The following is a 25,095-nucleotide window of genomic DNA, read 5'->3' as shown; positions in this document are numbered from 1 at the left end:
CCTATCCCTGCGCCCTCTCCGCCGTCACGGCACCGGCCGAAGCCGGACGGAACGCGTGTGCCATCCACCACCAGGCGAGCCAGCCGATCACCGCGTTCACGACCAGTGCCAGCAGGAAGCCGAGGAGGCCGGTCGTTCCGAAGTTCGCCCAGCCGTCGAGGCCGGCCGCCGTCAATGCGCCCGACAGGAACTGCAGCACGACGGTGGGGATCCATCCCACCAGCCAATAGGCGATGATGGCGATCCCGGCTCCGGCCCAGGTGACGGCCCACGGCCGGGTCGTGCCGTGCGAACGGAGGATCGATCTGCTCGCGAAGAGCGCGGCCGTCATGATCGCGAGGCCGACGATCACCACCACGAGACCGATGATCGCCACGATCCCGTAGTCGAACGAGGCGAAGAAGCCGCGTACTGCCAGGAACCCGGTGCTGAGCTCATCCCCGCTTCGCGCGACCTGCTCGAACAGGATTGCGAAGAAGGCGCCGAACACGGCGACCACGAGGGGGACCACGATGAGCGTGAAGCCGAGCGTCAGGACGTTGAAGCCGACAGCGCCGGCCCAGAACGCACCCCGCTTCTCGCGCGTCGAGAGCGGCGGCCGCACGGCACGGTACGAGGGCGGCGGCCCGCCGTAGGGCTGGGCGGCAGAGGGCTGGGCCGCGGCGGGCTGGACTGCAGGGGGCTGTGCTGTGTAGGGCGAGGCGGATTGCGGTGCCGCCGGGGGTGGGTTCTCGATGGTCATCGTTCGTTTCTCCTGGTTGTGCGAATCGCGATTTCGATCGGTGCGGTCAGTGTGCGGTGCGGTTGATGGTGACGGTCACTCGTCGAGCGGTCGCCAGACGACGAGCTGGGTGTTGCGCTGCGCCCGCGTCCCCGTGCGCAGTGAGACGACGTCGCCGGACTCTCCCGCGGCGAAGACGCGCCGACCTGGCCGGTTGAGCAGCTCGTCGGCGAGCGCCCGCTCCAGCTCGCGCACCCGATCCTGCAGCTCCGTGACATGATTCTCGAGCTCGAGGACCCTCCGGATGCCCTCCAGGCTCACCCCTTCCGCCCCGAGTCGGGCGATCTCCCGCAGCTGCGCGACGTCCCGCATCGAGTAGCGGCGGGAGTGGCCGGCGGTGCGCCGAGGACTCACCAGGCCGAGCCGATCATACTGTCGGAGCGTCTGCGGGTGCATCCCGGCGAGGTCCGCGGCCATGGCGATCGCGAAGAGCGGCGAGTTCTCGTCCATCGTCATGCTTTCGCCTTGGCGATGAGGTCGGCGCGGGGATTCTCCACCGGCATGGCCTTCTCGAACTTCTCGAGGTACTCTTTCGCGTCGACCGTGAGGTGACTCGGTACAGCGATGACGATCTCGGCGAGCAGGTCGCCGGTGCCCTTCGCGGTGGTGACCCCGCGACCCTTGACGCGCAGTACGCGTCCGCTCGGGGTTCCGGGCGCGATCTTGAGCTTCACCGGCTCGCCACCGAGGGTCGGAACCTCGATCGTCGCGCCGAGGGTCGCCTCGGCGAAAGTGACCGGAACGTCGACCCGCAGGTTCTGCCCCTCCCGCTCGAACACCGGATGCTTCCGCACGGTGACCGTGAGCGTGAGGTCGCCGGGGGCGCCGCCGTCGGGACTCGGCTCGCCCTTGCCCTTGAGTCGGATCTTCTGCCCATCCGCGACGCCCGCGGGGATGCGCACGCTGATCGGCTTGCCGCCGGATGCCTGGAGCCGAGCAGTATCGCCCTTGATCGCGGTCATGAAGTCGAGCGTCGTCGAGGCCGTGATATCGCGCCCCTTCGTCGGACCGCCCGCTCCGCGGAATCCCCCGCTCGCCTGGCCGAATCCTCCATTGCCGAACATGCTGCCGAAGATGTCCTCGAAGCCGCTGGCCTGGTAGCTCGTGCGCTGGTTGCCGCCGCCGCCGAACATGCCCCCGAAGACATCCTCGAACCCGCCGTTCTGGCCGCCCGCCGCGAATCGCGGCATGCCGGAGCCCATCGCGCGCATCTGGTCGTACTCTTTGCGCTGCTCGGGGTCGGACAGCACGGCGTTCGCCTCGCTGATCTCCTTGAACTTCGCCTCGGCCTTCGCATCGCCCGGGTTGGAGTCCGGATGGTACTTGCGCGCAAGCTTGCGGTAGGTCTTCTTGAGGTCGGCCTGGGAGACGTCCTTCGACACTCCGAGGACCTTGTAGAAGTCCTTGTCGAACCAGTCCTGGCTGGCCACGGTTACTCCTCGGGAACGGAAACGGCGACCTTGGCCGGACGGAGCAACCGCTCGCCGAGCCGGTATCCGGGCTGGACGACCTCGGCGATCGTGTTGCTCGTGGCGTCTTTACTCGGGATCTGGGCGATCGCCTCATGGACGTTCGGGTCGAACGGTTCGCCGGCCTCCCCGACCTGCACAAGGCCGTACCGTCCGAAGATCGTGCGCAGCTTCTGCGCGACGAGCTCCAGCGGGCTGCCTTCCAGGTCGCCGTGCGCATGCGCGAGGTCGAGATCGTCGAGCACCGGAAGTATTCCGGTGATGACCTCGGCGACGGCGAGGTCGCGAGCGACGTACCGATCGCGGTCGACGCGCTTGCGGTAGTTCGCGTACTCGGCCTGAACCCGTTTGAGGTCCTCGAGATGCTCGGATGCGGCATCCGCCTCCGAGCCCGACTCGGCCGGCACCGGCTCCTCGAGGAGCCTGGCGAGGTCGTCGTCGGTCAACTTCTCTCCGACATCCTCGACGTCCTTGCGGGCCTCGCCCGTCTCCGGGTCGATGCGCCTCTTATCGCGCACGACCGGCTCCGACGAGGAATCCTCTCGCCCTGAGCCCCCCGAAGGGTCGCGAGACACCGGCTGGTCAGAGTCGTCGCCTCGCCCTGAGCCTGTCGAAGGGTTCTTCCTGTCCTTGTTCTTGTCGGCGGCCATTGCTACTTCGAGCCACCCTCAGGCTCGTCCTCGACGACTTCGGCGTCGACGATGTCCTCGTCGTCCGGCGAGGCGGCTTCACCCGTCTCGGAGTCGGCCGCGGTCGCCTCGGCGGTCTCGCTCTGCTGGTACAGGGCCTCGCCGATCTTCGTCTGGCTCTCGTTGAGCTTGTCGAACGCGACGTTGACCGCATCGTCGTCCTCGCCCGCGAGTGCGGTCTTGAGGGCGTCGACATCCGCCTGGATCTCGGTCTTGACGTCATCCGGAAGCTTGTCGGCGTTGTCGCTCAGCAGCTTCTCGGTGGAGAAGGCGAGCTGCTCGGCCGTGTTGCGCATCTCGGCGGTCTCCCGGCGGGCCTTGTCCTCAGCGGCGTGCTCCTCGGCCTCGCGGATCATCCGGTCGATGTCCTCCTTGGCCAGCGACGAGCCGCCGGTGATCGTCATCGACTGCTCCTTGCCGGTGCCCTTGTCCTTGGCGGACACGTGCACGATGCCGTTCGCGTCGATGTCGAAGGTGACCTCGACCTGCGGCACGCCCCGGGGGGCCGGCGCGATGCCGGTGAGCTCGAAGGTGCCGAGCGGCTTGTTGTCCTTGGTGAACTCGCGCTCGCCCTGGAACACCTGGATGGCCACCGACGGCTGGTTGTCGTCGGCCGTCGTGAAGGTCTCGCTGCGCTTGGTCGGGATGGCGGTGTTGCGCTCGATGAGCTTCGTCATGATGCCACCCTTGGTCTCGATGCCGAGACTCAGCGGGGTGACGTCGATGAGCAGGACATCCTTGCGCTCGCCCTTGAGGACGCCGGCCTGCAGCGCGGCGCCGACGGCGACCACCTCATCCGGGTTGACGCCCTTGTTGGGCTCCTTGCCGCCGGTCTCCTTCTTGATGAGGTCGACGACGGCGGGCATGCGGGTCGAGCCGCCGACGAGCACGACGTGGGCGACATCGGCGACCTTGATGCCGGCCTCCTTGATGACGTCGGCGAACGGCTTCTTGGTGCGGTCGAGCAGGTCGGAGGTCATCTGCTCGAACTGGGCGCGGGTGAGCGTCTCGTCGAGGTTGGCCGGCCCGTTCTCGGTGAGCGAGAGATACGGCAGCTGGATGCTCGTGCTCGTCGAGGAGCTGAGCTCCTTCTTCGCCTGCTCCGCAGCCTCCTTGAGGCGCTGCTTGGCGATCTTGTCCTTCGAGACGTCGACACCCGTCGTCTCCTTGAACTTCTTGATGAGATGGTCGACGATGCGCTGGTCCCAGTCGTCGCCGCCCAGGCGGTTGTCGCCGGAGGTGGAACGCACCTGAATGGTCGAGAAGTCGTCGTCCTTGCCCACCTCGAGCAGCGAGACGTCGAACGTACCGCCGCCGAGGTCGAAGACGAGGATGAGCTCGTCCTCCTTCCCCTTGTCGAGGCCGTAGGCGAGCGCGGCCGCGGTCGGCTCGTTGATGATGCGCAGCACGTTGAGGCCGGCGATCTCACCGGCCTCCTTCGTGGCCTGGCGCTCCGCGTCGTTGAAGTAGGCGGGGACGGTGATGACGGCATCCGTCACGGTGTCGCCGAGGTACTGCTCCGCGTCGCGCTTGAGCTTGCCGAGGATGCGGGCGGAGATCTCCTGCGGCGTGTACTTCTTGCCGTCGATCTCGGTCTTCCAGTCGGTGCCCATGTGGCGCTTGACGCTCGCGATGGTGCGGTCGACGTTGGTGACGGCCTGCCGCTTGGCGGTCTCGCCGACGAGCACTTCGCCGTCCTTGGTGAAGGCGACGACGGAGGGGGTGGTCCGGAAGCCTTCCGCGTTCGCGATGACGGTGGGTTCCCCGCCTTCCAGGACCGAAACAACCGAGTTGGTCGTTCCGAGGTCGATTCCTACTGCTCGAGCCATGCGCTCTGTACTCCTTTGATGAAAGCTGAAAAGTGGGACTTGAGTCCCGATCACTCAAGTTTTATGCCTGTGGATAACTTTGTCAAGTTCAGCGACTGAAAGTTGAGTGTGAGCGACTCAAGTCGAACCGCCCCTCCGAATGGACTCCCTCTGGATACCGTTCGCCACTAGCCTGACTGCATGACGAATGAGACTCCCGGCAACGACGTCGCAGCCACCACTTCGATGAGGATCCCAGTCGCCGCGAACACGGGGGCCGTGGCCGCCGTCGGCCTCGACCTGCAGGAAGGCAAGGTCATCCCGCGCAAGCAGGTGTTCTCCTGGGCGCTGTGGGACTGGGCGACGCAGCCGTTCAACTCGGTCATCATCACCTTCGTCTTCTCGGTCTACCTGACCAGTTCCCTCTTTCTTCCCGCCGGGGTGACACCCGACGAGAGCGGTGAGAATGCGATCCTCACCTCCGGGCTCGGCTGGGCGGTCGGCGCCGCCGGCATCCTCATCGCCCTTCTCGCGCCGGTCATGGGGCAGCGTGCGGATGCCGCCGGCCGTCGCAAGTTGTGGCTCGGCCTCGCGACCGGAGCGCTCGTCATCACGACGGCGCTCATGTTCTTCGTCGAGGCCGACTACTCGTTCTTCTGGTTCGGGGCCGCCCTCATCGCCATCGGCAGCGTGTTCAGCGAGCTCGCCGGCGTCAACTACAACGCGATGCTCGTGCAGGTCTCCACGCCGAAGACGGTGGGGCGGATCAGCGGGCTCGGCTGGGGCTTCGGCTACCTCGGCGGGATCGTCGCGCTGGCGATCGTCATCGTGATGCAGCAGAACGGATGGTTCGGCATCCCCACCGAGGACGGGCTCAACATCCGCGTCGTCGCGCTCGGGTGCGCCATCTGGACGATCATCTTCGCCATCCCGATCTTCCTCAACGTGCCGGAGGCTCCCCCGGGAGCTGGCCGTGCCCGCGTGGGCTTCTTCGCGAGCTACCGCGAACTCGGCAAGGACATCGCGCGACTGTTCCGCGAGTCGCGGCCGACCTTCTGGTTCCTGCTCGCGAGCGCGGTGTTCCGCGACGGCCTGGCCGGTGTCTTCACCTTCGGCGCCATCATCGCGGCGACGGTCTTCGGGTTCAGCCCGATGCAGGTGATCATCTTCGGTATCGCGGCGAACCTGGTCGCCGGGGTGAGCACGATCCTCGCCGGGCGACTCGATGACCGGCTCGGTGCGCGCACCATCATCCTGTGGGCACTCGGCGGCCTGGTCGTCGCCGGGCTCGTGGTGTTCCTGGCCCGCGACCTCGGCACCACGGTGTTCTGGATCTTCGGACTCACTCTGACCCTCTTCGTCGGCCCCGCCCAGGCGGCCAGCCGGTCCTTCCTCGCCCGCGTCACCCCCGCCGGGCGCGAGGGCGAGATCTTCGGCCTCTACGCGACGACCGGCCGCGCGGCGAGCTTCCTGTCTCCCCTGGCATGGGCGGCCGGTATCGCGATCTTCCACTCGACGGCGTGGGGCATCCTCGGCATCGTGCTCATCCTCGCCATCGGCTTCGTGCTCATGTACTTCGTGAAGGCCGGCGGCCGTCCCGCGCGCTCATGACCAGCACCGCCGACAAGGCAGACCTGCTCCGTTCGCTTCACGTCCCGGGCGATCCGCTCATCGTGGTGAATGTCTGGGACGCCGTGACGGCAAGGACCGTTGCCGCGGTTCCGGGGGTCACGGCGCTCGCGACCGCAAGCCATGCGATCAGCTTCGCGCACGGCGTTCCGGATGGAGAGGGTTTGTCGGTCGACCAGGCGCTCGCCGCCGCGAGCATCGTCATCGACGCCGTCGAACTGCCGGTGTCGGTCGACTTCGAGCGCGGCTATTCTCCGGACGCGGCCGGCGTCGCGGCCAACGTGCGCCGACTGATCGCGGCCGGGGCTGCGGGCCTCAACCTGGAGGACAGCTACGGATCCGGCCCGGGTGAGCTCTTCGAGATCGAGGATGCCGCGGCGCGGGTCGCGGCTGCCCGCGCGGCCGGGGACCAGGCGGGCATCCCGATCGTCATCAATGCCCGCGTCGACGCGCTCGCACGCGGGGCGGACCTCGACGAGGCGATCCTGCGCGGCAACCGCTACCTCGCCGCAGGCGCCGACGTGATCTTCGTGCTCGGACTGGGCACGGAGGAACTCGTCGCGCACGCGGTCGACGAACTCGAGGGAAGGCTCTCGGTCATCGCCGGCCCGGCATCCGTACCGCTCAAGCGCCTTGCCGAGCTCGGCGTCAGTCGGGTGAGTTTCGGCCCTCGATCTCTCGGCCTGACCCTGTCGCATCTGCAGGCCACCACGGCCACCCTGACCGCTCGCGGCGATTACCCGCCGGAACTCGGCTTCTCGTACTAGCTGCGGGTAGGGTGCAAGCATGACCACCTCGCCCGAACTCGTCGTCCTCGTCGATGAGGACGGCATGCCCACCGGCTCGGTCGAGAAGTTCGCCGTCCACACGACCGACACCCCCCTGCACCTGGCATTCTCCTGCCACGTCTACAACACGGAGGGCCAGGTGCTCGTCACGCGCCGAGCCCTCGGCAAGCTCACCTGGCCGGGCGTCTGGACGAACTCGTTCTGTGGGCATCCGGCCCCCGGCGAGTCGATGGACGACGCGCTGGCCAGGCGGGCCGCGCTCGAGCTCGGTATCGCGATCGCGAGCATCGAGCCGCTCCTGCCGGACTTCCGGTACCGCGCCGTCGACGCGAGCGGCATCGTCGAGAACGAGATCTGCCCGGTGTTCCGGGCCGTGACGACGGATGCCGTGGCCGGCAACCCGGATGAGGTCGCCGAGTGGGCCTGGGCCGATCCGGCCACCGTCACGAACGCTGTGGTCGCCGCGCCCTATGCCTTCAGCCCGTGGCTCGTGATGCAGACCGCGCAGCTCACCGCCTGACGATCAGCGTCGGCCGCTCCGCAGCGCGTCGGGGTCGGCGCCGGCGGCGAGAAGCCGGTCGTGCATGGCCGCCTCCGCCAGCTCGTAGGCACGATCGGTGCCGTGCAGAAGCGAGCCGCTGTTCGCGGCATCCATGAGGGCGATCAACTCGAACGCGAGAAGCTTCGGGTCCCGCAGCGCGGGCAGGTCGTCTGCGGCGAGCAGGACGCAGCGCTCCACGAAGGCGATCCAGTCCTCATCCACGGCGACGAGTGCGTCGTGCACCGGTCCGCTCTTGGAGTCCGCTTCCGCCGCCGCGGCCCGGAAGAAGCATCCGCCCTCGAACGTGCGGCCCCGCGAATACTCGAGCCAGGTGAGGCACAGGCTCCACAGGCGGGCGATCCCCCTGGGCGCACGGAGCGTCGGCTCGATGATGCTCGCGATGTAGATCTCACGTGCCGCTCGGATCGTCGCGAGCTGAAGGTCGAGTTTGCTTCCGAAGAGGGCGACGACGCCGCTCTTGCTCGTCCCGGTGCGTTCGGCGAGCGTTCCGATCGATACACCGTCCAGGCCCTCGACCGAGGCGAGGTTGACCGCCTCGCCCAGGACTGCCCGGCGGGACTGCTCTCCTCGCCGTCGACGCCCATCCGTCAGTGTCGTAGCCATTGTCACCTCGCAAAGTTAATTGTACGATCGTTCGTATTGTTTTTCAATCCTGGAGAAACGACATGCCCGCTCTGCTGAACTCACTTCCCGTGCTGGATAAGGTTGCACCTCCGCTGGCCGCCGAGATCGTCTGGCGACTGTGGCGCACCCCTCGAAGATCGCGTTCACTCACCGCAGACGCCGCCCGTGTCATGGAGCTGGCCGGCCGATCGACGATGCCGATCGCGGGGAGACGTATCGCGACCTACCGCTGGGGTTCCGGCCCACGAGTCGTCCTGCTGGTGCACGGCTGGGAGGGGCGCGCTTCCGACTTCGCGCCGATCGTGCGAGAACTGCGCTCGCCCGAGCGCACCATCCTCGCCGTGGATGCGCCCGGTCACGGCAACTCAACGGGCAGGCGGACCACGGTCATCGACTACGCGGAGGTTCTCGCCGAGGTGGCACGCCGGCACGGCCGGCTCGAGGCCGTCGTGTCCCACTCGCTGGGGACGCCATCCGCAGCCGCGGCGGCGAGCCACGGGCTGCGAGCCGACCGTTACGTCTCCATCGGCGGTGTCGCTGATCTGGACAGGCTCGTGCCGACGTTCTGTGAGGCTCTGGGGGTGCGCCCGTCCACCGCGGAACGGGTTCGCGCCCGCATCGAGAACCGCGTCTTCGACGGGAACCGCGATGTGTGGGCGCAGTACTCCGCCGCTGAGAGCCCCCTCCCGGCCTCAGCCCCGCTTCTCGTGATCCACGATCGATCGGACCGCATGGTCCCCGTCGTCGATGCCACCCTGCTCGCCGACGCCCACGGCCCGCTCACCCGGGTCGTCGTGACCGAAGGGTTGGGGCACTACCGGATCCTCGGCGCCGATGCCGTGCTCGACGACGTGTCGTCGTTTCTCGGTGCACCCTCCGAGGTGGACGGCAACGTGCCGGCGTTCGCCTGATACGGCCGCTAATCCCGCTGTGTGCTGATGCGGTGGAAGTTCTGGAACGACCGGCTCGCCGTCGGCCCCCGCTGTCCCTGGTACCGAGAGCTGTACTCGCTCGAACCGTAGGGCTTCTCCGCCGGCGACGACAGCCGGAAGAAGCACAGTTGCCCGATCTTCATCCCGGGCCACAGTTTGATCGGCAGCGTCGCGACATTGCTGAGCTCGAGCGTCACATGCCCGGTGAACCCGGGGTCGATGAAGCCCGCCGTCGAGTGCGTGAGAAGGCCCAGCCGCCCCAGGGAGCTCTTGCCCTCGAGCCGGGCGGCCACGTCATCCGGGAGCGTCACGAGCTCGAAGGTGGAGCCGAGCACGAACTCGCCGGGGTGCAGGATGAACGGCTGGTCATCCTGCGACTCGACGAGATGCGTGAGCTCCGGCTGGTCCTCCGCCGGATCGATGAACGGATACTTGTGGTTGTCGAACAGGCGGAAGAACCGGTCGAGTCGCACGTCGATGCTCGAGGGCTGGATCATCGACAGGTCGAGCGGGTCGAGCCCCACTCGGCCGGCATCGAGCTCCGCCTTGATGTCGCGGTCGGAAAGCAGCATCCTCACATCGTACTGAGGCATAGCAGCCACCGGTCGAAGCCCGCCCGGGCGCATCAGCCACCCGCCTAGAATCGGGGTGGTGGTCGGCGACGACCTGCTGGCGACGAGGAGAAGCCGTGACCGATTCGGGATTCGTGACCGAGACCGTGTTCGACATCGACGCGCTCCTCTCCCCTGAAGAGCTCGACTGGAAGCACACGGCGCGCGAATTCGCGACGACACGCATCCTGCCGGTGATCGAGCAGGACTTCGAGGAGAAGCATTTCCGCGCAGAGCTCGTCCCGGCACTCGGTGCCGCCGGCCTGCTCGGCATGCACCTGGAAGGCTACGGATGCGCAGGCGCGAGTGCGGTGAGCTACGGCCTGGCGTGCCTCGAGCTGGAGGCGGCCGACAGCGGATGGCGCACCTTCGTCTCCGTGCAGGGCTCGCTGGCGATGAGCGCGATCCACAAGTTCGGCTCGGAGGAGCAGAAGCAGCGGTGGCTGCCGCGGATGGCCGCGGGGGAGGCGATCGGCTGCTTCGCACTCACCGAGCCGACCGGCGGCAGCGATCCGGCGGCCATGGAGACGATGGCGCGCCGCGACGGCGACGAATGGGTGCTGGGCGGCCGCAAGCGCTGGATCGGCCTCGCCAGCGTTGCCGATGTCGCGGTCGTCTGGGCGAAGACCGATGAGGGCGTTCGCGGCTTTCTCGTGCCGGGGGGCACCGCGGGCTTCCGGGCGGAACCGATCGAGGGCAAGCTCTCGATGCGCGCCTCCATCCAGTGCGACGTCTATCTGGACGACTGCCGGCTGCCTGCCGAGGCCATGCTGCCGGGGGCGAAAGGGCTCTCCGGGCCGCTCAGCTGCCTCAACGAGGCGCGCTTCGGGATCATCTGGGGCGCGATGGGCGCGGCGCGCACCTGCCTCGAGGTGGCGATCGCGCGGTCACTGTCACGTGAGGTGTTCGGGGCGCCGATCGGTGCGCGGCAGCTCGTGCAGCAGAAACTCGCCGACATGCTGCTCGAGTACGAGAAGGGCACGCTGCTCGCGCTGCACATCGGACGGCAGAAGGATGCCGGCACCCTCACCCACGCGCAGATCAGCGTCGGCAAGCTCAACAACGTGCGCGAGGCGATCGCGATCGCGTCGGCCGCGCGCAGCATCCTCGGCGGCGACGGGGTGACGAACGAGTTCCCGGTCATGCGGCACCTCGCCAACCTCGAATCGGTGCGCACCTACGAGGGCACCGACGACATCCACACGCTCATCCTCGGTCGGGAACTCACCGGCATCGCCGCCTTCGACTGACCGCGCCGCCGCGGCTTGCTAGTATTGCCCGTACCGTTCGCCGAGCCCGTCGACGCGATCGGATGCGCGAGTGTAGTTCAATGGCAGAACTCCAGCTTCCCAAGCTGGTAGCGCGGGTTCGATTCCCGTCACTCGCTCTCATCAGCAAATATCCCGCCCGTCCAGACGATCACCAGACGCCAGCGCGAGGCGATCCGCCGTTTACTCGCTGTTTTCAGCGAACACATTGAGCAGCTCGGAGCGGTCAGGGCGGGCCAGATTCCGGGCCACATAGTGCCGTCGAGTGACACCGATGTCCGACTGTCCCAGCTGATCTTTCGCCGCCTCGAGCCCGAGCTCTGCGTCAATGACGGTGGCTACTGCCTTCCGGCAGGCCTTCGTCGTCATCCACTCCACCGGACTATCAGCGACCGCAGTCGCCCACTGCTGACGAACATTCTCCGGCCAACGGAGCGTGCCTGTCGCCGAGGGGAATACCCATTCGTTGTAGGCGTTCACCCGCCGAGTGGCGAGCATGTCGACGACGAAAGTCGGCAGGGTGAGTGTGCGGTTGGATGAGTCCGACTTGGGGATGTCTTGGCGGTAGATCCCGCGACCACGCTCGCGCGTGACCGTCCCCGTGATGGTGACCCGCCCCGCGAGGTCTACGTCGTCCCATCGCAGCGCGAGGATCTCGCCAATGCGTCCTCCTGTGCCAATGAGCAGGTCGCCGATGTCCGCGAGGTCTCGGATCGCGTTGCCGCGTGCGGGAGTCTTTGAGTCGTAGGCGGTGAGCAGAGAGCGCAGCAATTTCACATCATCGATCGAGGGTGCCCGTACAGTGCCCCGGTCGACGGTCGGCAGGAGCAGGTCACTCCCGATGTTGGAGTCGGCGGCGCCATACCGGACGGCGAGGGAGAACATGCCTTTGAGGACGACGCCGAGCATGCGCGCCTGGCCTTCACCGGATGACTCTGCGACACGATCGACGAGCCGTTGCATACGCGGCACGGTGGCCTCGCGGACACGCACTTCACCGACGGCCTTGTTGACATGCGCTCGCACAGTCGAGGAGTAACGCTCTTTCGTGGCGACCGCGCGCTTCGACTTCCAAACGTCAGCGAGCCACTGGTCGGCGAGTTGCTGCAGGGTCGACTCTCGGGTGAGATATTCGGCGGTGGGGGCGAGGCGATCGCGCAGAGCCACTTTCAATCGGTTCTCGGCATCAGCCGGCGTGCGTCCCGTGCGCTGCGCTTTACGCGTGGATCCGTCCGAATCGCGGTAGTAGGCGACAGCTGTGGGCTTGCCGCCTACAGTGGTGCGGCGGATCTTGCCCCACGTCTCAAGGGGGAGCGGCGGCCTAGACATGGTCAGGCCGCACGTCGGTCGAGAACGGCCCTCTCGATGAGGTCTGCCGAGACGCCGAGTTCGTGGCACCACTCACCGGGGTCGCCGCTGAACAGGGCAACGCGCTCAAGGGCCTCCGGTGTAATGAGGTGGCGCACAGCCCATCGGTCTGCGCGCAGTTCGTTACGTGGCGACGACTCACGGTGACCGAGGCAGACGTGGCCGAGTTCATGGGCGAGAACCGATCGCTCGATGATTCTCCGCATGCGCGGCTGGAGGATGATCGTCCGGTAGTCGGGTAGCCATAGGCCGTTCGCCGTTCGAAGGCGCTGGTATTCGACTCTGATTCCGAGGGCGTCGGCGTGCTCGTGCGGGTCATAGCTCGCCGCCAGGTTGGTCTCCATCGCTCTCCCCGGGTGTGGTGTTGCGCGGCTCGTCCGCCGCGTAGGGGGTCTCTGTATTGAGGCCCAGTTCGCGCGCGTCCTCGATGTTTCGGATCGTGTCGGTCAGATCAGTATCGGCAGCAGGTACGACAGTGAGGCGGGGACGCGAGGCCGCCTTCATGAGCTCGAAGGGGTCGGCGCCCAGGGCGTTGGCGATCTTCTCGATGTCGTTCATGTTGAACGGGGCCTTGTCAGCGAGACGTGTGCCGATGTAGTTGAGGGAGAGCCCCGTGCCAGCGGCAAGCCAACGATATCCCTCGCCTCGCTCCGCGAGTTCGGCCCGGATGAGTGCGGAAATGCGCTGCCCGAATACGTCGGTCTGACCAATCGATCCTCTACCCATAGGGACACAGTACCAATTTAGAGAAATTCTGTCTATAGGGGTTGCGTTCTGTTCCTATTTAGGTACGATGGAGCCATGAACACCCCGACCCCCAGTCTCAGCAAGGCGATCTCGGCAGAGATTCGCGCGGAGCTCGCGCGGAAGCAGCTGGATGCCAAGGCACTCCTCCCCGTACTGGAGTTGAGCAAGAACACGATCTACAGCCGGGTCAAGGGCGATACCGACTTCACGACTGCGGAGATCAGCAAGGTCGCGCACTTCTTCGGTCTCACTGAGTACGACCTCATCGATGCCGCACAGAAGACATCGTCTCGGGGCGCGGCCGCATGAGTGGCGTCCTGACTGTCGCGCGCGCGGCCGAGTATTGCGGGCTCAAGCCCAAGACCCTCTACAACCTCAAGGCCAGGGGTGAAGGCCCGGTGGCGTACAAGCAGGGCCGGCTCACCGTCTACTACCCCGCTGATCTTGACGCGTGGCTCAAGTCTCACTTGGTCCCTGCGTCCATCAATTCTTCCGCCTCTGGTGTACCCGAAGCACCGGAGTCGGACCCTCTCACCACCGCTGCCTGACTCGGAAGGAAAGGCCATGAAGAAGAAGTGCATCTGTTGCAACGAAGCGACCGATAACGAGACGGTCGGCCAGATCGGGGCGAAGGTTGGCCCGCTCTGTCCTGATTGTGAGTTCTGGTGTGACGGGAACATCATCTCGACAGCCGAGGCCACAGCATGAACGGCCGGACCCCGGCCATGTGGGGACGGTGGCTGCTCAACAAGATGGGCCTCCAGCGTCAGATCCTGAGCGCGCTCCAGTCGAAGCCGATCTATGAGGGCACCGCGAACGCGAAGGCGGTTGCTCGTCGTCGCGCGAAGAACAAGGTCGCCCGTCGCTCGCGCCGCATCAATCGGATGCACTCATGACGACCACATCCCTCACCCCCATGTTCGACCTCGAAGAGTCCGTCGCCGGCTCCGGCCCTCGCGCCCGCAAGACCGACAAGGTCACCTCGCACATCGCCGCGGATGCCTCCCAGGTGCACATGAAGGAGACGAAGCGGAACGTCCTGCGGATCGTCTCGGAGCATGGGTCTCTGGTCGGTTCGGAGATCAACGAACAGTACCTCGCGTATGCGATGCGGAAAGGGTGGCGGCGCCCCGCCTATGACACCCCACGCAAGAGGGCGGGTGAGCTCGCGCTCGATGGGTTCCTCGACGACTCCGAGACTCGCATCGCTGAGGGCAACAACCTGCCGGAGTCGGTGTACCGGCTGACGGCCAAAGGCGAAGCGGCGGTCGGGCTGTGAACAGCGAGGTTGCGAAGCGCGACGCGCTGACGCCGACCATCGTCACCCAGCGGTACGCACCCGAAGCGCTCGACAATCATGACGACGACGGCACAATGCCGGAGAACGTGGCCGCTCTGGCTGAGCATGTTATCGGTCACCGCATCGTCACCGCCGAGAAGGGGGCAGTTCCCAGTAGGTGGTACGGCGATCAGCAAGCACTGATCATCACCCTCGACAACGGCAAGCGGGTCACTCTCGCCAATTCGTCCGATTGCTGCGCGTACACCGACCTCGAATCGTTCCTGCTCCATGCCGACCAGATCCATCATGTGATCACCGGTGTCGGCACAACGGACGGTTTCACAACGTGGCACGTCTACGCCGACTTCGGGGACATCCTCGAACTCAAGGTCGGGTGGTCGTGCGGTAACCCTTTCTATTACGGCTACGGGTTCGACATCGCTGTGCTCGATGCGGCGGCGGCGTCATGACCTCCATCACTCCGATCGACGTGGACCCGCACAAGGATGCGATCGAACTGTGGGCGCACCCGCGCCGTGCCGAGCGTGCTGCTCGTGAGCAGCGCGTCGCCGAGTCGAATCCGCGCTACGCACCCTTTGTGGATGCGTTGATCGAGGCGCGGGATGCGGAGCCGATCCGCCGCCGCCCATCCCGGTGGGAGCGCCTCAGTTCCGGATCCGCCTTCCGCGGTTCCATGGTCGCGTTCATCCTCGTCTGCTGCATCGCGGCCGGTCTGATCATCGCGAGGTTCTTCGCATGATCGACGACGAGCGCCGCGCCATGCGGAAAGTGAACCTGATCCTCACGGGCATCTGGCTGGTGTTCGCGGCCGCCGTCGCTGTCGTGATCCTCTACCTGATCGGGGAGGGTGCACTGTGAGGTCGTCAGGGATGCTCGTGGCCGAATGGGTCGAGCACAAGGAATGCGACGAGACGTTCACCCGCAACTACCTTCTGTCCTCTGGGGAGAACTTCAGCTGGTCGGGCCCGTGCGGTTTCGCCGGCGACGTGGATGTCATGGGTGACCACGAGACCGCTACCGCGTTCTGGTCGTGCCCCCGCTGCGGTGCCGAGCATGACGTATCTCGGGAGGTGTTCCCGTGATCGACCCCCGGAACATCCGCCGCGCCTCCCAGACCCGCGCACACCTGCGCTACTGGGCGACCCTGCTCATCCAGATCACCATCTGTGTCGGCCTCCTGTTCTTCGCCTCCTGGGCGTTCGTCACCGTCAACGCCCTGCTCCACCCGACCCCGAATTACCAGATCCAGTTACCCACCCGATGAAAGGCATGAACATGAGCACCCCGTCCCGAACAACCGTCTTACACGCTCTCGCTGACCTGCTGGCGGAGCACCCCGAGATCGAGATGCCCTATGTCGATCCGTCCGGGGAGGACATCGCGATGATCCGGTTCCAATTCACCTCCCACGGGGAGGCCTCTGCTTCTGCTGCCGCAGCGGCGGCGAAAGCGTTCCCCGGCTCGTGGCGGAAGTCATACGACGACAGCTGGTTCACCATGTACAACGAGTTCTGCGGCATCCCGGTGGAGATTCGCACGATGCGCGCGGACGTGTGCGAGGCCCGCCAAGTTGGCACCACGATCGTCAAGCAGCGCGACCCGGAAGCACTCAAGCTGGTGCCCGAAATCGACGTTGAAGTTCCGGTCTATGAGTACGACTGCAAGCCCATTCTGGCGGCCGCATCATGAGCACCATCACATTGAGCCGTGAGCAGGCCCGCTACCTCGTGGATGTGGCCCTCTCCGCAGCTTCCACTGACGATGTCACCCCGGTCATCTGCGGCGCCCACATCACCGTCGAGGACGGCAAACTTCGCGTGGTCTGCACCGACCGCTACCGGGCGCACACGGCGCTCCTGAAGGCCGAGAAGATCGACGGCGACCTCGACTTCATCATCCCCCGCGACGCGCTCCAGTGGCTGAAAGCGAACTACACCTACTTCGGATCGTCCATGCGGGACTTCCAGCGCGTCACCATCGAGGTCACGCCGCACCCTGACGGCCCGCCGTCTACCGGCCCCGGTGAAGTGGTCGTCACAGTCCAAGAATTCGAGGCGGCTGACGCCAACTCGGTCCGGTGGAAGGGCAAGCACATCCGCGGCAACTTCCCGCCGGTCATCAAGCTGATCGAGACCGCGCGCGATGCCGAAGCCGTACTGGCCACCCCGCGCCTCCGACTCGACTACCTGAGCAGGATGAGCGCGCTCAGCAGGCTGGGCCGACAGGACTCTCCATGGGTGAAGTGCACATCGAACACCAACCCGAACAAGCCGGGACCTGTCTACGTCTCATGGCGTGACGGATCCGGTGTCTACGCCGAAGCGCTCATCCAGCCGAATCTGGAGCCGACAGCATGACCGACCACGGCACCTTCGACGGCCCCATGCCCGCACAGGCCGAAACCGTCCGCGTCTCCCTCCCCTGCACCGAACGCCAGCATGCGGGCTGTGAAGCCTCCTGGTGCGCGTGCCCCTGCCACGGAGAGGCGGCCGCAGCGTGAAGGACCTGACTGTAAATCAGACGTCATGGACTGACCGGATCCTCGACGACGGCACCGACCGGGCCCGGTGGCTTGCCCTCCACGGCAACCTCATCACCGCCTCCCGTGCCGCGACCCTCGCCAAGCCCGAATCGGTGGACAAGTACCTGCTCGCGATCCTGCGAGACGGCCAGTTCACCGGCAACCACTACACCGAGCAGGGCCACCGCTGGGAGCCGATGATGCTCGCCTGGGCGGGCATCCCCTCCAACCTCGCGCTCATCCACGCACCGGACGAGCCGGGTTTCGCCGCCACCCCTGACGGCATCGGCACGGTCCTGGCCGAGTGCAAGGTCAAGCACAACCGCGTTGTCACCGGCCCAACCCTCGGCGAGCAGCGCCAGGTCGCCTGGCAGTTCCTGTGCCTGCCCGAGTTCGACACCCTCCACTGGCTGTGGATGGAAGTCGACGAGCACGGCGAACCCTTCCACGAGGAACCCAAGGCGATCCTCATCCACCGCGACGATCCGAACATCGTCGACCTGACCGCGCGCATCCTCCCGATCGCGACGGACCTTCTCGGCCGGCTCCGCGCCGCCCGCCAATTCGAAAAGGAACTGAACGCAGCATGAGCACCGCATTGACCACCTACGATCGCTCGAGTCTCCCCGAGCGCGCACAGTACGCGCAGACGCTCGCGGGCGCCGCGGACCTGATCCCGCGCGGCCTGTTCGACAAGGCCACCGGCAAGCCGTCACCGGCGAAGATCCTCCTCGTCATGGAGACCGGAGCCATGCTTGGCCTGCACCCGATGGCGGCCCTGCAGGGTATCGATGTCATCGAGGGAAAGGCGACGATCTCGCCCCAACTGATGACGGGTCTGATCCGTGCGGCGGGTCACCGTCTGGTCATCGAGAAGCGCGGGTCGGTCAGAGCCGGGGACCTCTCGGTCACCGTCACGGCGACGCGTGCGGACAGCGCCGACGTGTTCACCGACACCTGGGATCTGGACCGCGCGGTCCGCGCCGGCCTGTGCGAGCTCGTGCGCGACAGCGACACCGGGGAGTTCGCGGTCCGCGCGCGGTCGGAGAAGGGCAATCCGCTGCCGTGGGAGAAGTACCCGGAACTGGTGATGACGTGGCGCACGATCGGCGTCGTCGGCCGGGAAGGTTTCGACGACGTACTCAAGGGCATCTCGTACACGCCTGAGGAACTCGGCGCTGATGTGTCGGCGGAGGGCGTCATCGAGGCCGCCCCTGAACCGTCTGAGGATTGGGCCGCCGCGATCGAAGGGTGCAGCACCAAGGAGGAGGTCACGGCCGTCGTCGACCGCGCGAAGTCGGTGGGTGACTGGAACGACGAGGTGCGCACGCTCGCGTTGGCCCGATACGGGATGTTGAACCGCGACCCGGAACCGGTCGACGCGGGGGTCGAGGACGACTCGGGCACGGATGCTGTGCAGCGCGACGCCGAAGCAAGCCTCGTCGAGCGCGAGCACGACCCGGCCGAGCCGACCGCTGAGGAGTACGCGGCCCTGGCCCCAGAGGGTGAACAGTGACCACCGACATCGCAAACCTCTCCACCGGGGAACTGGTCGACTACCAGCCCGTCTCCCCGATGGAGCTCGAGCTCATCATCCGGGAACTCGGCGACCGTCTCGAATCGGCTGTCCCCGTCCTGAAGGTCATGTGGCACGAACGGTACGAAGCCGAGCGTGACATGATCTCGGCACGCGCGAAAGCGATGCTCTCCTCCAAGGCCGCCACCGTCACAGAGAAACGCGCCGAAGCCGACCTGGCCGCCCTCCCTTACCGACTCACGTTCGACCTCAAGAAGGAAACCCTGCACGCTGCGGAGGAACTGCAGAAGGCACTCACGGCGAAGCTCTACGGGTACTTGAACCTGAACAAGGTGCAGTCGGCCGCATACAACGCGGGAGGGTTCGCGCGATGACACGCACCGCAGAAAAGCAACTGCAGACCGCCTACTGGCTCCTGGCCATGTTCAATGCACAGATCGCGGAGTTCGAAGCGACCGGCGCCAACGCTGACCGCATCGAGGGATTGCGTGAGGGCAAAGCGAAAACGGAGCAACGCATCCGCGAGCTCGGCGGGGCGGTGGCCGAATGACCCTCACGGCTTACGAGGAGTTCCTCCACCAGAAGGTGCACTTCTCCCGCTCGTTCGGATTCCACATCGAGCTCGACGAGATCAACCCGATGCTGCTCGGCCACCAGAAGGCGCTCGTTCAGTGGGCGATCGCCGGCGGTCGACGTGCCTTGTTCGCCGCGTTCGGCCTCGGCAAGTCGTTCATGCAACTGGAGATCCTACGGCTGATCCTCAAGCACAAGGGCGGCCGCGCGCTGATCGTCATGCCTCTGGGTGTCCGGCAGGAGTTCATCAGCGACGCGGGGAAGCTCGGCATCCCGGTGAAGTTCGTGAACCGTGACGAGCAGGTCGACGGGGACGGCATCTACCTGACCAACTATGAGGCGGTGCGGGAAGGCAACCTCTCCCCGGACCTGTTCCGCGCCACCTCGCTCGACGAGGCGAGCGTGCTCAGGTCGTTCGGCTCGAAGACTTACCAGACATTCCTCAACCTGTTCGAGAGTGTCGAGTTCCGCTTCGTCGCCACCGCCACGCCCGCACCGAACCGGTACAAGGAACTGATCCACTACGCCGGCTACCTGGGCGTCATGGACACCGGGCAGGCCCTGACGAGGTTCTTCCAGCGCAACTCGGAGAAGGCCGGCGACCTCACCCTGTACCCGCACAAGGAGCGCGAGTTCCACCTGTGGCTGAACACGTGGGCGGCGTTCGTGCAGAAGCCCTCCGACCTCGGCTTCCCCGACGACGGCTACATCCTGCCGGAGATGATCATCAACTTCCACGAGGTCGACGTGGTCACGGCCACAGCTGTGGAGCGGGACGGGCAAGCGAAGTTCATCACCGGCGGCGGAATGTCGCTCGGCGAAGCAGCCAGGGCGAAGCGGGACTCGATCATCGCTCGCGCGGAGAAGGCACGCGAGATCGTGGACGCCTCCCCGGAGGAGCACTTCATTCTCTGGCATGACCTCGAGGATGAACGTCACGCGATCGCCGAGGCCCTCCCCGATGTCTCCGAGGTGTACGGCTCCCTCGATCTGGAGGTGCGCGAGCAACGCATCATCGACTTCTCCAACGGCGAAACCCGCCTGCTGGCCACCAAGCCGATCCTGTCCGGATCCGGCTGCAACTTCCAACGCCACTGCCACCGGGCGATCTTCGTCGGCGTGGGGTTCAAGTTCAACGACTGGATTCAGGCGGTCCACCGCATCCACCGGTTCCTGCAAACCGAGCAGGTCGTCATCGACATCATTCACACCACCGCGGAGCGCGACGTCGTCGAGACGCTCATGCAGAAGCGCACCCAGCATGAGGAGCTGATCGACACCATGAGCGACATCGTCCGTGAGTACGGGCTCGACACCACCGCGATCGAGCAGGCCCTGATCCGAACGATGGGGGTCTCCCGCCTCGAGGCGAGGGGTGAAGGGTGGCTGGTCGCGAACAACGACTGCGTGCCCGAAACGCAGTCGATGGACGAGAACTCCGTGGACCTGATCGTGACCTCGATCCCCTTCTCGAATCACTACGAGTACACGCCGAGCTACAACGACTTCGGGCACACGGACGACAACGATCACTTCTGGGAGCAGATGGACTTCCTCACCCCCGAGCTCTACCGGGTGCTGAAACCGGGCCGCGTCTACGCATGCCATGTGAAGGACCGGATCCTGTTCGGTTCCGTCACGGGCGCCGGCATCCCGACCTCGTCACCGTTCCACCAGGAGGCGACCTTCCACGGGCTCAAGCACGGCTTCGACTACATGGGCATGATCACCGTCGTCACCGATGTGGTGCGGGAGAACAACCAGACCTATCGCCTCGGCTACACGGAGATGCGCAAAGACTCCACGAAGATGGGCGTCGGCTCCCCCGAATATGTGCTCCTGTTCCACAAGCCCCAGACGGATCGGGCAAAAGGATACGCGGACAAGCGGGTCGTGAAAGACGTCGCCGACTACTCGCTCGCCCGGTGGCAGGTGGATGCTCACGCCTTCTGGCGCTCATCCGGCAACCGCTCACTCACCCCGGACGAACTGGCCGCTCTCGACCCCGAGACGATGCAGCGCCTGTTCACCGAGCAGACCCTCTCGAACGTCTACGACTACGAGTCGCACATCAAGCTCGGCGAAATGCTCGCCGGCAAGGGACGCCTCCCCTCCACGTTCATGGCCCTGAACCCTGGCTCCTGGCATCCCGACGTGTGGCATGACGTGAACCGGATGCTCACCCTCAACGGGTCGCAGAAGCAGAAGAACCTGATGATGCACGTCTGCCCCCTCCAGTTCGACATCGTCGACCGGCTGATCGAGCGGTACTCGAATGAGGGATCGCTCGTCTACGACCCCTTCGGCGGACTGTTCACTGTCCCGTTGCGGGCGATGATGCTGCACCGTCAGGGGCGCGCGGCCGAGTTGAACCCCGGCTACTTCCTCGACGGGGTCAAGTACCTCGAGGCGGAGGAGCGCAAGCAGGCCATGCCGTCACTGTTCGACCTCACGGAGGATGCGGCGTGATGTTACCTCTAGACGTTCAGGTCGTGGATCGAGACCGCATCTCCGCGTCGAATCGCAGCGGCGCATGCTTCGCACTGTTCACGTCGCCTGTCGAGTTCCTCAAACACTTCCGTGAAGGTCGAGAGCGGAACTCCTTGGCTCTGAGCGGTCGCGATGATCGACTCTTTGAGTCGAACGCTGTTGCGCGCGATGTCCTCGAAAGTCGCGAGCAATTCTTCTGTCGTCATCCCCGCACTCTAGTCCTGACCTCCACCGGGAGGACAGCATGAGCACCCTCGCCCCGATGTTCTCGCTGGATGACTTCGAGGAAACCCGCACCGTGTGGGAGCCGATCTACGGCGATCCGATCACTCATGCATGCCGGGATTGTGGCAAGCGGACGTCGTTCGATCAGGGCGGCGGCATACCGGGCGTTGGCGGGTTCACCGTCTGCGACGGGTGCGCCCAGATTGACCAATGCCGGTTGCAGGTGTGCACACCGGTCATTGAGCGTCGGAAGGCCGCAAGCTATTTCGTCGTCCCGGAATTGGCCCATTGCAACGACTGCTACTGGTTTGTGCTGGAACCGTCGACGATCTCCGGGGAGACGATCACCGCCGATGACCTAATCGATATGTGCGCGGAGCATGCACGGCCCCGTCACGTTTCCCATTGGGGCGAATCGCATCTTGTCGAAGCTCATGACGGGCTGGTGCGGAAACAGGCGCAACGTCGCGCGAAGTACCTCGCGGAGCGTGCGGCATGATCGAGCCGTTCATCGTCGGCTACCCGGAGATCCACTGGTCTGTCCCTCAACCGGAACCGTGGATGGATGACGCCCTGTGTGCGCAGACGGATCCGGATGCGTTCTTCCCCGACAAGGGCGGGTCGACCCGCAACGCGAAGAGCATCTGTGTTTCGTGCGAGGTTCGCGCTCAATGCCTGGCGTACGCGCTCGAGCATGGGGAACGGTTCGGCATCTGGGGCGGCCTGTCTGAGCGGGAACGCCGCACGTTGCGGAGGGATGCCGCATGAGTCACATCCACGTCTGGATTCACGTCCTCCACAACGGTCGAGTCGTCTGCAGTTGCACCTGCGGCCGCACTCTCTCCCCGTCTCAGATTCTGTCGATGCAGGAGTCCAACCGATGATCGGCCCGAAGCTCGACAAGACGGTCCCGGTGGAGTTCACCGGGCCACGCAAGAAGGCTCTCACGGTGCGCGCGAAGGGTGTCTGTGAGGGCTGCGGCAAACCGTTGCGCACCGAGTTGCATCACCGCCTCTACCGGGGTCGTGGCGGACGTGGGGACGTCGTGAACGGGTTGAGCCTGTGCGGGTTCGGCAACCATGCCAGCGAGGGCTGTCACGGCATCGCACACACGGGCGAAGGTCAAGCTCTCGGCTGGTCGGTCCGGTCCGGCTACGACCCGGCCGAGGTTCCTGCACTGGTGTTCGTCGACGGCCGTCAACAGTGGGTCCGGTTCCTCCCGGATGGTCACCATGTGCCAGTCCACGAAGCGGACGCGATCGAGTACTTGCAGCTGATCCACGCACGAAAGGAGGCGTGAAGTGGCGCGCATTCGCTCGGTGAAGCCGTCGTTTTTCATGTCGAGGGCGGTGAAAAAGCTCACCGACAAGCAGAAATTGGTGTGGCAGGGTCTCTGGCCGAACGCTGACGATGAGGGCCGGCTGCTCGATGAGCCCGGCATCCTCGTCGGATTGCTGTGGGCGTTGTCGGTGTCCGAACCGAAGCTGGACCAGATTCTGGACGACCTGCACCGTCACGGTCGCATCATTCGCTATGTAGTTGCTGGGGAGCGGTACATCCAGGTGACGAACTGGCGGGAGCACCAGAAGATCAGCAAGCCGACGCCCTCCCTGATTCCACCTGTACCGCTCACGGATGACTCCCGGAGCGCTCCCGGAGCCGGGCGGGAGGCCTCCACCGGGGAAGGGAGGGGAGGGGAAAGGAAAGGAGGGGGAGGCGTCAACGACGCCGAACCCCCCACGAAATGTCCACTGCATCAGTCGATGGACTTCCCTCCCCGCTGCCCTCAATGCGGTGACGCTCGACGCGCTCACGAAGCGTGGTTGCGGGCACAGAAGAACAAGCCGACCGTCTCCGGGATCGTCACCGATGAGGACTGTCCGAAGCATCCTGGGCGTCCTGCGCGCGGGTGTGACCGGTGCGCTGAGGAGGCGGTGGCGTGATGGTGTTGCGGACTGTTCCGGTGACTCTCCCGGAACCGGTGTGGGGTCGTCTGGCGTCGATCGCTGACCGCCGAGGAGTGAAGGTCGCGGATTTGATTGCGGATGCTGTCCAGGCGGTGGTGTCGGCCCCGAACCATGATGTGCGAGCTCATCTGGTGCCGGTGATGTTGCCGCCGGTGGAGGACCGGTTGGCGGAGTTGAACCGTGAGTTGAATGCGGCTCGTGCGTCGGGTTGGCATGTGCCGCGTCGTGATCGGAAGGCGGCGTCGTGACTGATTCGCATTCGCATGACTGGTGGCGAACACCTTCGGGCGCGTTGGAGTGCGCTTGTGGTGCCAGCCGCCGACCGATAACCGAAGAAACGAAGGAGAAATGATGAACGGCACGATCACGGTCGGCGAGTCGCAGACCTACAGCGCAAGTCTCGTGGTGATCGAGTGCGGCAGCACTGGGTGCGGGGTGGTGTTCGCGTTGAGCGACAACTACGTCGCGGCGCGCAGGCGAGATCACAAGACGTGGTACTGCCCGAACGGGCATGCCCAGCACTATCCGTCCGAGTCGGACATTGAGAGGGCCGAGCGGCGTCGGAAGGAAGCGCTGAGGCACGCTAACGACGGTTGGGCGGCATGGTCGGCGTCCCAGGATCAACTGCGCGCGTCGGAGCGGTCGAAGGCTGCCCTCAAGGGTCACCTGACTCGCGCCAGGAACAAGGTCGCGGCCGGGAATTGTCCCGCCCCTGGTTGTGGCCAGCATTTCGCGAACGTGCGGGAGCACATGAAGTTCAAGCATCCCGAGTTCCATCTGACGGACCCTGAGACGGGGAAGGCGGCGGACCTGTGAGCGCCCCGGAACTGACGCCAGCGCAGCGCGTGAAGGTCGACGGGTTCGGCATCCACCATGAGGATGCGATCGCGGTCATCGCCCGCCATGTCCTCGCGCACCGCCGCGATCGCGACTGGCTCTACGGCTGGGACTTCTACCCGGAGATTGGCGAGCATGACTGGGCGCGTGTCGAAGCGGTACTGAGCGCCGCTAGCCCTTACCCGTCGAACGCCGAGTTCGAGGCGGCCTACGAGTACCTGTCGGGAAGGGCTGAGCACGCGTGATCTGTCGTGACGAGTCCTGCAACGCGCACATTGGGCGCGGACACTGTGCGGTGTGCTTCACCCCGTTCGGGTGTTTCCGTCCTGCCTGCGGTTGTCATGTGCAGTCAGCTGGGGCGCGGTG

The 25,095-nt window shown here is 65.7% G+C and carries 39 protein-coding genes and 1 tRNA gene; 29 read left to right on the top strand and 11 right to left on the bottom strand.

What is annotated here, in order from left to right; all coding sequences use genetic code 11:
• Position 1: 1 nt before the first annotated feature.
• The 5 genes from ABD678_RS02045 to dnaK all read right to left on the bottom strand — a co-directional run bounded on the left by ABD678_RS02045 (position 2) and on the right by dnaK (position 4,768).
• On the bottom strand, positions 2–742 hold the full coding sequence (locus ABD678_RS02045) for an MFS transporter (protein ID WP_344753165.1): 741 nt from the start codon (positions 740–742) through the stop codon (positions 2–4).
• 75 nt (positions 743–817) lie between these two features.
• Positions 818–1,231 (bottom strand): heat shock protein transcriptional repressor HspR, encoded by a 414-nt coding sequence (locus tag ABD678_RS02040; protein ID WP_344753535.1) that lies wholly within the window; start codon positions 1,229–1,231, stop codon positions 818–820.
• Positions 1,232–1,233: 2 nt separating this feature from the next.
• The gene (locus ABD678_RS02035; protein WP_344753163.1) at positions 1,234–2,211 is read right to left on the bottom strand and encodes a DnaJ C-terminal domain-containing protein; all 978 of its coding nucleotides are present in this window, start codon (positions 2,209–2,211) and stop codon (positions 1,234–1,236) included.
• Between the two features lie 2 nt (positions 2,212–2,213).
• The gene (locus tag ABD678_RS02030; protein ID WP_344753161.1) at positions 2,214–2,768 is read right to left on the bottom strand and encodes a nucleotide exchange factor GrpE; all 555 of its coding nucleotides are present in this window, start codon (positions 2,766–2,768) and stop codon (positions 2,214–2,216) included.
• 134 nt (positions 2,769–2,902) lie between these two features.
• Positions 2,903–4,768 (bottom strand): molecular chaperone DnaK, encoded by a 1,866-nt coding sequence (gene dnaK / locus ABD678_RS02025; RefSeq protein WP_344753159.1) that lies wholly within the window; start codon positions 4,766–4,768, stop codon positions 2,903–2,905.
• A 180-nt stretch (positions 4,769–4,948) separates the two neighbouring features.
• Between dnaK and ABD678_RS02020 the strand changes: the two genes are divergently transcribed.
• Genes ABD678_RS02020 through idi form a run of 3 tightly spaced genes read left to right on the top strand, consistent with a single transcriptional unit; the run spans position 4,949 to position 7,684 of the window.
• On the top strand, positions 4,949–6,358 hold the full coding sequence (locus tag ABD678_RS02020) for an MFS transporter (RefSeq protein ID WP_344753157.1): 1,410 nt from the start codon (positions 4,949–4,951) through the stop codon (positions 6,356–6,358).
• Positions 6,355–7,143, top strand: coding sequence for an isocitrate lyase/PEP mutase family protein (locus ABD678_RS02015; protein WP_344753156.1), 789 nt, complete (start codon positions 6,355–6,357; stop codon positions 7,141–7,143). The genes ABD678_RS02020 and ABD678_RS02015 overlap by 4 nt, the downstream gene beginning before the upstream one ends.
• Positions 7,144–7,162: 19 nt before the next feature.
• The gene (idi, locus tag ABD678_RS02010; protein WP_344753154.1) at positions 7,163–7,684 is read left to right on the top strand and encodes an isopentenyl-diphosphate Delta-isomerase; all 522 of its coding nucleotides are present in this window, start codon (positions 7,163–7,165) and stop codon (positions 7,682–7,684) included.
• Positions 7,685–7,687: 3 nt separating this feature from the next.
• Here the strand turns inward: idi and ABD678_RS02005 are convergent, their stop codons facing one another.
• A complete protein-coding gene (locus tag ABD678_RS02005; protein ID WP_344753153.1) occupies positions 7,688–8,329 on the bottom strand; it encodes a TetR/AcrR family transcriptional regulator in 642 nt (213 codons plus the stop codon).
• 62 nt (positions 8,330–8,391) lie between these two features.
• On the opposite strand from ABD678_RS02005, the gene ABD678_RS02000 reads away from it, so the two are divergent.
• Positions 8,392–9,261 (top strand): alpha/beta fold hydrolase, encoded by an 870-nt coding sequence (locus ABD678_RS02000; protein ID WP_344753151.1) that lies wholly within the window; start codon positions 8,392–8,394, stop codon positions 9,259–9,261.
• An 8-nt stretch (positions 9,262–9,269) separates the two neighbouring features.
• Here ABD678_RS02000 and dcd read toward each other — a convergent pair whose 3' ends face one another.
• A complete protein-coding gene (gene dcd / locus ABD678_RS01995) occupies positions 9,270–9,854 on the bottom strand; it encodes a dCTP deaminase (protein ID WP_344753150.1) in 585 nt (194 codons plus the stop codon).
• Between the two features lie 116 nt (positions 9,855–9,970).
• On the opposite strand from dcd, the gene ABD678_RS01990 reads away from it, so the two are divergent.
• On the top strand, positions 9,971–11,143 hold the full coding sequence (locus ABD678_RS01990; RefSeq protein ID WP_425561930.1) for an acyl-CoA dehydrogenase family protein: 1,173 nt from the start codon (positions 9,971–9,973) through the stop codon (positions 11,141–11,143).
• Positions 11,144–11,209: 66 nt separating this feature from the next.
• Positions 11,210–11,280, top strand: a tRNA-Gly gene (locus ABD678_RS01985).
• A gap of 64 nt (positions 11,281–11,344) precedes the next feature.
• Here ABD678_RS01985 and ABD678_RS01980 read toward each other — a convergent pair.
• The 3 genes from ABD678_RS01980 to ABD678_RS01970 form a co-directional block, all read right to left on the bottom strand.
• Positions 11,345–12,328 (bottom strand): tyrosine-type recombinase/integrase, encoded by a 984-nt coding sequence (locus ABD678_RS01980; RefSeq protein ID WP_344753148.1) that lies wholly within the window; start codon positions 12,326–12,328, stop codon positions 11,345–11,347.
• A 164-nt stretch (positions 12,329–12,492) separates the two neighbouring features.
• The gene (locus ABD678_RS01975) at positions 12,493–12,873 is read right to left on the bottom strand and encodes an ImmA/IrrE family metallo-endopeptidase (protein ID WP_344753147.1); all 381 of its coding nucleotides are present in this window, start codon (positions 12,871–12,873) and stop codon (positions 12,493–12,495) included.
• A complete protein-coding gene (locus ABD678_RS01970) occupies positions 12,845–13,255 on the bottom strand; it encodes a hypothetical protein (RefSeq protein ID WP_344753145.1) in 411 nt (136 codons plus the stop codon). The genes ABD678_RS01975 and ABD678_RS01970 overlap by 29 nt, the downstream gene beginning before the upstream one ends.
• 75 nt (positions 13,256–13,330) lie before the next feature.
• Between ABD678_RS01970 and ABD678_RS01965 the strand changes: the two genes are divergently transcribed.
• From ABD678_RS01965 to ABD678_RS01895, 16 genes are all read left to right on the top strand, one after another.
• A complete protein-coding gene (locus ABD678_RS01965; protein ID WP_344753144.1) occupies positions 13,331–13,585 on the top strand; it encodes a helix-turn-helix domain-containing protein in 255 nt (84 codons plus the stop codon).
• Positions 13,582–13,824, top strand: a complete 243-nt coding sequence (locus ABD678_RS13780; protein WP_425561929.1) for a helix-turn-helix transcriptional regulator — start codon at positions 13,582–13,584, stop codon at positions 13,822–13,824. Before ABD678_RS01965 ends, ABD678_RS13780 begins: the two co-directional genes overlap by 4 nt.
• A 156-nt stretch (positions 13,825–13,980) precedes the next feature.
• Positions 13,981–14,172, top strand: a complete 192-nt coding sequence (locus ABD678_RS01960; protein WP_344753143.1) for a hypothetical protein — start codon at positions 13,981–13,983, stop codon at positions 14,170–14,172.
• Positions 14,169–14,555 (top strand): hypothetical protein, encoded by a 387-nt coding sequence (locus ABD678_RS01955; protein ID WP_344753141.1) that lies wholly within the window; start codon positions 14,169–14,171, stop codon positions 14,553–14,555. The genes ABD678_RS01960 and ABD678_RS01955 overlap by 4 nt, the downstream gene beginning before the upstream one ends.
• Complete coding sequence (locus ABD678_RS01950; RefSeq protein ID WP_344753140.1) at positions 14,552–15,028, top strand: DUF7448 domain-containing protein; 477 nt, start codon at positions 14,552–14,554, stop codon at positions 15,026–15,028. The genes ABD678_RS01955 and ABD678_RS01950 overlap by 4 nt, the downstream gene beginning before the upstream one ends.
• Entirely contained in the window at positions 15,025–15,318 is a 294-nt protein-coding gene (locus tag ABD678_RS01945) for a hypothetical protein (RefSeq protein ID WP_344753138.1), read from the top strand. The genes ABD678_RS01950 and ABD678_RS01945 overlap by 4 nt, the downstream gene beginning before the upstream one ends.
• Positions 15,315–15,437 carry a hypothetical protein gene (locus tag ABD678_RS01940; protein WP_344753137.1) on the top strand — a complete coding sequence of 41 codons (123 nt, stop codon included), beginning with the start codon at positions 15,315–15,317 and terminating at the stop codon, positions 15,435–15,437. Before ABD678_RS01945 ends, ABD678_RS01940 begins: the two co-directional genes overlap by 4 nt.
• On the top strand, positions 15,434–15,661 hold the full coding sequence (locus tag ABD678_RS01935) for a hypothetical protein (protein ID WP_344753135.1): 228 nt from the start codon (positions 15,434–15,436) through the stop codon (positions 15,659–15,661). The genes ABD678_RS01940 and ABD678_RS01935 overlap by 4 nt, the downstream gene beginning before the upstream one ends.
• On the top strand, positions 15,658–15,843 hold the full coding sequence (locus tag ABD678_RS01930; RefSeq protein ID WP_344753134.1) for a hypothetical protein: 186 nt from the start codon (positions 15,658–15,660) through the stop codon (positions 15,841–15,843). The genes ABD678_RS01935 and ABD678_RS01930 overlap by 4 nt, the downstream gene beginning before the upstream one ends.
• A gap of 11 nt (positions 15,844–15,854) precedes the next feature.
• Positions 15,855–16,268: a hypothetical protein gene (locus ABD678_RS01925; protein ID WP_344753132.1), complete on the top strand. Its 414-nt coding sequence runs from the start codon at positions 15,855–15,857 to the stop codon at positions 16,266–16,268.
• A complete protein-coding gene (locus ABD678_RS01920; RefSeq protein ID WP_344753130.1) occupies positions 16,265–16,936 on the top strand; it encodes a DNA polymerase III subunit beta family protein in 672 nt (223 codons plus the stop codon). The genes ABD678_RS01925 and ABD678_RS01920 overlap by 4 nt, the downstream gene beginning before the upstream one ends.
• Before the next feature lie 139 nt (positions 16,937–17,075).
• Positions 17,076–17,690: a hypothetical protein gene (locus ABD678_RS01915; protein WP_344753128.1), complete on the top strand. Its 615-nt coding sequence runs from the start codon at positions 17,076–17,078 to the stop codon at positions 17,688–17,690.
• Positions 17,687–18,616, top strand: a complete 930-nt coding sequence (locus tag ABD678_RS01910) for a hypothetical protein (protein ID WP_344753126.1) — start codon at positions 17,687–17,689, stop codon at positions 18,614–18,616. Before ABD678_RS01915 ends, ABD678_RS01910 begins: the two co-directional genes overlap by 4 nt.
• Entirely contained in the window at positions 18,613–19,011 is a 399-nt protein-coding gene (locus ABD678_RS01905) for a hypothetical protein (protein ID WP_344753124.1), read from the top strand. Before ABD678_RS01910 ends, ABD678_RS01905 begins: the two co-directional genes overlap by 4 nt.
• The gene (locus tag ABD678_RS01900) at positions 19,008–19,187 is read left to right on the top strand and encodes a hypothetical protein (RefSeq protein WP_344753121.1); all 180 of its coding nucleotides are present in this window, start codon (positions 19,008–19,010) and stop codon (positions 19,185–19,187) included. The genes ABD678_RS01905 and ABD678_RS01900 overlap by 4 nt, the downstream gene beginning before the upstream one ends.
• Positions 19,184–21,679: a DNA methyltransferase gene (locus ABD678_RS01895; RefSeq protein ID WP_344753119.1), complete on the top strand. Its 2,496-nt coding sequence runs from the start codon at positions 19,184–19,186 to the stop codon at positions 21,677–21,679. Before ABD678_RS01900 ends, ABD678_RS01895 begins: the two co-directional genes overlap by 4 nt.
• A gap of 8 nt (positions 21,680–21,687) precedes the next feature.
• Here the strand turns inward: ABD678_RS01895 and ABD678_RS01890 are convergent, their stop codons facing one another.
• Positions 21,688–21,906 carry a hypothetical protein gene (locus ABD678_RS01890; protein ID WP_344753117.1) on the bottom strand — a complete coding sequence of 73 codons (219 nt, stop codon included), beginning with the start codon at positions 21,904–21,906 and terminating at the stop codon, positions 21,688–21,690.
• A gap of 38 nt (positions 21,907–21,944) precedes the next feature.
• Here ABD678_RS01890 and ABD678_RS01885 point away from each other — a divergent pair, with 38 nt between their 5' ends.
• From ABD678_RS01885 to ABD678_RS01855, 7 genes are all read left to right on the top strand, one after another.
• Positions 21,945–22,424 carry a hypothetical protein gene (locus ABD678_RS01885; RefSeq protein ID WP_344753115.1) on the top strand — a complete coding sequence of 160 codons (480 nt, stop codon included), beginning with the start codon at positions 21,945–21,947 and terminating at the stop codon, positions 22,422–22,424.
• 62 nt (positions 22,425–22,486) lie between these two features.
• Positions 22,487–22,693: a WhiB family transcriptional regulator gene (locus tag ABD678_RS01880; RefSeq protein ID WP_344753531.1), complete on the top strand. Its 207-nt coding sequence runs from the start codon at positions 22,487–22,489 to the stop codon at positions 22,691–22,693.
• 112 nt (positions 22,694–22,805) lie between these two features.
• Positions 22,806–23,225, top strand: coding sequence for a hypothetical protein (locus ABD678_RS01875; protein WP_344753113.1), 420 nt, complete (start codon positions 22,806–22,808; stop codon positions 23,223–23,225).
• A 1-nt stretch (position 23,226) separates the two neighbouring features.
• Positions 23,227–23,868 (top strand): hypothetical protein, encoded by a 642-nt coding sequence (locus tag ABD678_RS01870; RefSeq protein ID WP_344753111.1) that lies wholly within the window; start codon positions 23,227–23,229, stop codon positions 23,866–23,868.
• A complete protein-coding gene (locus ABD678_RS01865) occupies positions 23,865–24,140 on the top strand; it encodes a hypothetical protein (RefSeq protein ID WP_344753109.1) in 276 nt (91 codons plus the stop codon). Before ABD678_RS01870 ends, ABD678_RS01865 begins: the two co-directional genes overlap by 4 nt.
• Positions 24,141–24,243: 103 nt before the next feature.
• Positions 24,244–24,708 (top strand): hypothetical protein, encoded by a 465-nt coding sequence (locus ABD678_RS01860; RefSeq protein WP_344753107.1) that lies wholly within the window; start codon positions 24,244–24,246, stop codon positions 24,706–24,708.
• The gene (locus ABD678_RS01855; protein WP_344753105.1) at positions 24,705–24,974 is read left to right on the top strand and encodes a hypothetical protein; all 270 of its coding nucleotides are present in this window, start codon (positions 24,705–24,707) and stop codon (positions 24,972–24,974) included. Before ABD678_RS01860 ends, ABD678_RS01855 begins: the two co-directional genes overlap by 4 nt.
• Positions 24,975–25,095: the final 121 nt, after the last annotated feature.

Origin of the sequence: Leifsonella bigeumensis, assembly GCF_039537265.1 — a bacterium.
In the GTDB taxonomy this organism is placed as follows: Bacteria; Actinomycetota; Actinomycetes; order Actinomycetales; family Microbacteriaceae; genus Terrimesophilobacter; species Terrimesophilobacter bigeumensis.
The sequence above is the reverse complement of the archived record's forward strand: the minus strand, read 5'-3'. Positions and strand labels throughout refer to the sequence as shown.